At 44.3% G+C, this 4,584-nt stretch carries 3 protein-coding genes; 1 reads left to right on the forward strand and 2 read right to left on the reverse strand.

From position 1 onward, the window contains the following. Positions 1-1,093 precede the first annotated feature (1,093 nt). Positions 1,094-1,684 carry a transposase gene (locus tag BG32_RS10835; RefSeq protein WP_121526824.1) on the forward strand — a complete coding sequence of 197 codons (591 nt, stop codon included), beginning with the start codon at positions 1,094-1,096 and terminating at the stop codon, positions 1,682-1,684. A 181-nt stretch (positions 1,685-1,865) separates the two neighbouring features. On the opposite strand, the gene BG32_RS10840 is transcribed toward BG32_RS10835, so the two are convergent. Further along, positions 1,866-3,188 carry an HD domain-containing phosphohydrolase gene (locus tag BG32_RS10840; protein WP_121526825.1) on the reverse strand — a complete coding sequence of 441 codons (1,323 nt, stop codon included), beginning with the start codon at positions 3,186-3,188 and terminating at the stop codon, positions 1,866-1,868. Between the two features lie 315 nt (positions 3,189-3,503). After that, complete coding sequence (locus BG32_RS10845) at positions 3,504-3,986, reverse strand: type II secretion system protein (RefSeq protein ID WP_121526826.1); 483 nt, start codon at positions 3,984-3,986, stop codon at positions 3,504-3,506. Between the last annotated feature and the right edge of the window lie 598 nt (positions 3,987-4,584).

Below are 4,584 nucleotides of genomic sequence, written 5' to 3' on the forward strand. Positions count from 1 at the left end.
TCGCTTGCTAGAAGACGAGAGTTATAATCATTGACCGTCAACGGTCTACCGTCCTCTGACAAAGCGTAAAGAGTGGGTTATAAGAAGCGGGTTAGCAAGAACGGGTTATCAAAACCGGGTTGTGAAAACTCGAAAAAAGGTTTTGATTTGTGCAAAGGCACATTTGCTTTGGGAAGACGCAGTGAGGGACTTATGATAAACTGCTACCAGATGACAATTCCGGACGATTATGCAGTTCTTTTGTAGGGGCGAACGGCTGTTCGCCCAAAAGAGTACTGATAAGGAAACAAGAGCCACAGGGGACTGACGAGTTCCTGACGTCTGTCCCCGTCTAATCAGTCTCGCCTTCGGGTGGAGACATTTGCCGATTCACCGTAAACGATTCTCCGCACTTCGAGAAAGAGGAGAGAAAGATTTGGTACTACCGCAGTAAGTGATGCTGGCGCTTCCGAGCCAGGAAGAAAGTGAAGAGCCGGTAGACGATACTCTTGATCTGTGATCCGACTCAGAATCATGCATTTCTTATTGTTCTTCTGAGCGATAAGCCTACATCGTTTCAAACAAGCGGTTTTTCCAGCGAAAAGGGTCTTCGTTCTTAATCGTGCAGCCGTATTATAGAATAGTGTGTCGATTTCCTTTTGTCGGGCGAACGGCTGTTCGCCCAAATGAGTACTGATTAGGAAACAAGAGCCACAGGGGACTGACGAGCTCCTGACGTCTGTCCCCGTCTAATCAGTCTCGCCTTCGGGTGGAGACATTTGCCGATTCACCGTAAACGATTCTCCGCACTTCGAGAAAGAGGAGAGAAAGATTTGGTACTACCGCAGTAAGTGATGCTGGCGCTTCCGAGCCAGGAAGAAAGTGAAGAGCCTGTAGACGAGCCTCTTGATTTGTGATCCGATTCAGAATCATGCACTTCTTATTGTTTTTCTGAGCGATTAGCCTAAAGCGTTTCAAACAAGCGGTTTTTCCAGCGATAAGGGTCTTCGTTCTTAATCGTGCAGCAGTATCAAAGAATAGTGTGTCGATTTCTTTCTGTAGGGGCGAACGGCTGTTCGCCCGCGAGAGCAAAAAGATCTCGGAGGGTTGCGCTTTGGAACACAATGAGAGACTTATCAAAAGGCGGTCAATTAGACTGAAGGAGTATGATTATTCTCGAACCGGAGCGTATTTCTTGACAATATGTACGCATCGTAGGCAATGTTTGTTGGGATCCATGGTTGATAGCAGAGTAATCTTCAGTAGCATTGGCAAAATCGTTGTTGAAGAGTGGCTAAGATCTGCAGAAGTCAGAAAGGAAATCGAACTAGATGCGTTTGTGATAATGCCAAATCACCTGCACGGGATTGTAGCGATACATGGAGGCGAAAGGGAGATTGTCAGCAACTGTTTGGAAGCAGAAAGAAGAACTATGAAACCAAAGACGATTGGTTCTTTCGTCTCAGGCTTCAAAGCAGCTGTAACGGTTCGAGCGAACGAACTGCGCGGCACACCCGGGAAATCTATTTGGCAACGAAATTACTATGAACATGTCATCCGCAGTGAGAAAGAACTGAATCGAATTCGTGAGTACATTGAGAATAACCCCTTGAGATGGCAGATAGACAGAGAGAATCCCGACAGAAAGACAATTCAGGCTCGTTCAACTATTGAAGAGGACGATCTTTATCCTTGGGAAGATTGATCCTTAATAGCGGGCGTGCCGCCGCACGCCCCTACATCCGTTTGGATCGAATTTTTCGCACATACAACTCACAACTTGGAACTTGTAACTGTTATTTTCTGAGAACGGAGAACCGCTCAACAATCAACCAGTTTCTCTTGCTCTTACGAACCCGCCACCTGCTACCACCGACCACGGTTTCTCAAAAACGTTCATGATGCTGGTAGATGATTTCCGATATGGGAACTTTGAAATCAACTTCCGTGAAGAGATTTCTGCCAACCAGAGGGTGTTCCTTGATCATTGCGAACTCAAGCCTGTTCAGCTTTCCCGGTTTGTTCAGAATCTCCGACGGAACCTTTATCTTTCCGACGTCGTGGATCATCGAAGCGAAACGTAGCGCATCCCGTCTCTCTTCATTGAGAGACAGTCTCTCGGCTATTGCCATTGCCAGTGCGGTTACCCTTGCCTGGTGACCCGCGGTGTAGGGATCCCGCAGATTCATAGTCACTTCAAGCGCGTTAATGACGGTAAGAGTAATCTTTTTCAGTTCTTCCACGGTTCTTTGAAGTTCCCTCTCGGCAACCTTTCGATCCGTCACGTCGTGGATAATCGAGAGTATTCGATCATATCCATCTATTTCCACCCTCTTGCTGAATACCTCTACGTCTTTCACAGAACCGTCTGCAAGTCTATGTTTGAAATCGAACTTTATCTTTTCCCTATTGAAAGCCTTCTTCATTTCTTCGGCAAGTGCTTCCGCATGAAGAGTATTCACATCTTCAATGCGTTTCGATAGAAGAGTCTCCTTATCCCAGCCGTAGAAATTCAGAGCTGCATCGTTAGCATTCACGAATCTTCGAGTTTCTGGATCGAGAACGATCATAACTGCTAAATTCTCGTTGAACAGATTTCTCAGACTCTTCTTGCTTTTCTGAAGCTCTTCCTTCGCAGTCTTTAGATAATCCTCACTTTCGATTCTCTTTAGAGCATATGCGATTTCGCTTGAAATCCATTTCAGAAGCTGAAACTCTTCACTGTCCATTGTCAAATGCTCCAAAGTATTAACGCGGAGGACCCCATAGGTCTTCTCTTTTGTTTCCAGTTTGAATGAGAATCTATGCTCGTTCTCCAATTTCGATGACTTAAGTGGGCAGTCGTGTTCTTTGCAGGCAGAAGCGATTGAGAGTAGTTTATCGCTCTTCAGAAAATCGCGGGCGCAAGCAGGTATATTTTCGGTCGGAGAATAATCGTATGAATTATTAACTATCTGATTGCTCGAATCCACATAATAAACGATCTCATCGCTAAAGAAGATCTTCGCATCGAGATAACCGCGCGTTTCCATAAGTGTATCTCGTATTCTTTCAGAAAGCTCATTTCGACCGCTGCAGTGGTTTACAATACTTGATATTTTGCAGACTAGATCTACTGTAGAGCCTTCACTTCTTTTCATGCGCGTTGACTGAGTTCTCTCACTTACCTCTTCAAAACCAGATGATCTGCTCATTTTCTCGTCTCGCATATCATTCCCCCGGCGGACTAACACTATGCCAATCGGATTCAGAAAAACTTACGTATGCAGAGCTCCCTCATTAAACATCTCGGAAAGTCCTTTCGAAAATTATATCATTCGTTTGCTACTGATGCGAGCTGTCTAAGAGCAATGTGCTGAAAAGCACAGATTATGTGGAAATGGCTTTAAACAAAACAGAAGCGGTTTAGGCTGAATATTCGTCTCGGGAGTACAAATCAGTCAATCTGAATCTCCCTTAGATACTCTCTTGAAAAAATAAAAGCCCTCCGAAGAGGGCAGCAATTTGAATTGTCTACTTCAGCTTCAATAAACGTCAAACTCGATCCGATAGTAAATTACCTGATCACTGGTATTATCTGGGACTTCCCAGTCAGTGCCTGTTAGTGCGGTTCCAATAGCAGCATTAGAAAACGTTTCAGTCGCTGCATCCTTTAGCGTCGACCGAATCATCTCAATATCACCATCTCCAATAAAGATGACCGTGGCCGTGTATCTTCCGTTAGTCCCTGTGTAATATACTGCATAGTTTTTATCGTCTATGTCTCTACCGAGAGAATCAATCGTCGAAACATTGTTGACTAATCCCGTGTCACTATCCAAGCCGTTAACATAGGCAGCATTTTCGAGTGCGCTTGCAAGAGTTTTTAGATTTTGTGCAACCTGTGTAGCCTTTGATTTACTGATAGCATTCAGCGCAACTGGAGTGATTGTGGCGATTAACGCAGCGATAACTGCGAGAACGATAAGTAGCTCAACCAGAGAAAATCCTCTTTTTCTGTTTTTCATTATACCCCTCCTATAATTTAGTGGTATTTAATCTATTGTGACAGCTATGAGCTGCAAGGGCGTGCCAAAATCACGTAAGAATTGACTATGTTTTTGACGGCGATTCGCTGAAACCAACGGCTGGTAGATCCTTTAGCAGTTTTTTGGCAATATTTCCTGAATAGTCTTCTAGTTCAGCACAGCTTGAAGAGATAAGACTTCTCTTCATAATTAACAATTGTGAGTTTGATCTGCAGTAAGAAAGAGAGGAAACATCTCAAGATATGAATTAACTGTCTAGAGTAAATCGGATTCTTTCAGATTGCCAATCTGTGGTATTAAGGGGAAAAGACTGAAGTGAGTTTCCTAATTGTTGAAAAAGCCGTGAAATGGATTTCATTTGCTTTTGCAGATAGAACTCCGTGCTTATCGGTTGCCTTTTGTGGCGAGGCTTGCTTCTAAAAAGCTTGCTCCAACTTCGTCGAGATTCCAATATTTGCTGCAGGGCTAACTGCCGTTCGCCCCTACTGTAAGAAGCTCTTTCTATGCTTTTTAGACGAATACCCTCCGCCACTACGTGGCCCTCCTCCCTCAAGGGAGGATTTAAGATCAGGATCAT

It is taken from the genome of Mesotoga sp. HF07.pep.5.2.highcov (genome assembly GCF_003666285.1).
Classification (GTDB): Bacteria; Thermotogota; Thermotogae; order Petrotogales; family Kosmotogaceae; genus Mesotoga; species Mesotoga prima.

Bases quoted from the DNA above. Each gene is read 5' to 3' on its own strand.
- BG32_RS10840 (WP_121526825.1), bottom strand. From the start codon at position 3,188: ATGCGAGACGAGAAAATGAGCAGATCATCTGGTTTTGAAGAGGTAAGT.
- BG32_RS10845 (WP_121526826.1), bottom strand. From the start codon at position 3,986: ATGAAAAACAGAAAAAGAGGATTTTCTCTGGTTGAGCTACTTATCGTT.